Below are 1090 nucleotides of genomic sequence, written 5' to 3'. Positions count from 1 at the left end.
ACGTGCTGGTCGGCAAGGCCGTCGCCGCGTGCAACGACCTGGGCGTGCCGCGCCTGCTCCTCGGGGGCGGGGTCGTGGCGAACGCGCGACTCCGCGAGGTGGCCGAACAGCGGGCGGATGCCGCGGGCATCGCGCTGCGGGTCCCGCCGCTGTCGCTCTGCACCGACAACGGCGCGATGATCGCCGCCCTGGGCGCCCAGCTCATCATGGCGGGCCACGCTCCGTCGCAGCTGGGCTTCGGTGCCGACTCCACGCTGCCGGTCACCGACATCCAGGTCTGACCGGGCGGCTTCGAAGGCTGCGCTCCGACTGCCCGCCGCGCTAGTGTGTGAAACGGAGACCGCGGTGCCGTGAGGCGTGCACCGCCACGCTGCCCGACGGCAGCGTGCGAGGATCCGATCCGCAGCATCGAGGGGACACCGACCGTGACCGATCCGAACCTTCCCGAGCAGCCCGGCACTCCGGTGCCGCCGCCCGCACCGGGGCCCGCCCCGACGTACGACGCGGTCCCGCCGGCGGCTCCCGCCCCGGCGTACGGACAGCCGGCGATGGCCTATGGCCAGCCGCCGACCACCAAGACCAACACGCTCGCGATCGTCTCGCTGATCGCGTCCATCGCGGGCATCGTCATCCTCTGGGGCATCGGCTCCATCGCCGCCGTCATCTGCGGGCACATCTCCTTGAGTCAGATCAAGAAGACGGGCGAGCAGGGTCGCGGCATGGCCCTCGCCGGCCTCATCATCGGCTACGCCGGCATCGTGCTGGCCATCATCGGCGTGATCGTCGCCGTCGCACTCAGCGCGTGGCTCGTCACCTACTACGGGACCACCGGCGACCTTCAGTACTGAGCAGTCGCGGCATCCGCACCACCGATCGAGAAGGACGTACTCATGAGTGACCCCAGGAACCCTGACGAGCCGACCGTGCCGGCAGAGCCCGCGGTGCCGGTCGAGCCGACCGAACCGGTGGTGCCGCCGGCGCCGGTGGAGCCGACGGCTCCGTCCGAGCCCGAGCCCACCTTCCCGGCTCCCGAGGAGCCGACCGCACCGGGCATGCCGTCCGCGCCCGAGGCGCCGACGGCATGCCCGGT

1 protein-coding gene and 2 pseudogenes are annotated in these 1090 nt (G+C 72.3%); all 3 read left to right on the top strand.

Annotated elements, in window-relative coordinates; translation table 11 throughout:
* Positions 1 to 281 (top strand): annotated as a pseudogene (locus GH736_RS23340) (tRNA (adenosine(37)-N6)-threonylcarbamoyltransferase complex transferase subunit TsaD); the annotation flags it as partial.
* Positions 282 to 425: 144 nt separating this feature from the next.
* A complete protein-coding gene (locus tag GH736_RS23335) occupies positions 426 to 848 on the top strand; it encodes a DUF4190 domain-containing protein (RefSeq protein WP_235934658.1) in 423 nt (140 codons plus the stop codon).
* 42 nt (positions 849 to 890) lie between these two features.
* Positions 891 to 1090: pseudogene (locus GH736_RS23330) on the top strand (hypothetical protein); the annotation flags it as partial.

This window comes from Agromyces humi (assembly GCF_009720255.1).
GTDB classification, from domain to species: Bacteria; Actinomycetota; Actinomycetes; order Actinomycetales; family Microbacteriaceae; genus Agromyces; species Agromyces humi.
Note: the sequence above shows the minus strand (reverse complement) of the source record. Positions and strands in the feature narration are given on the sequence as shown.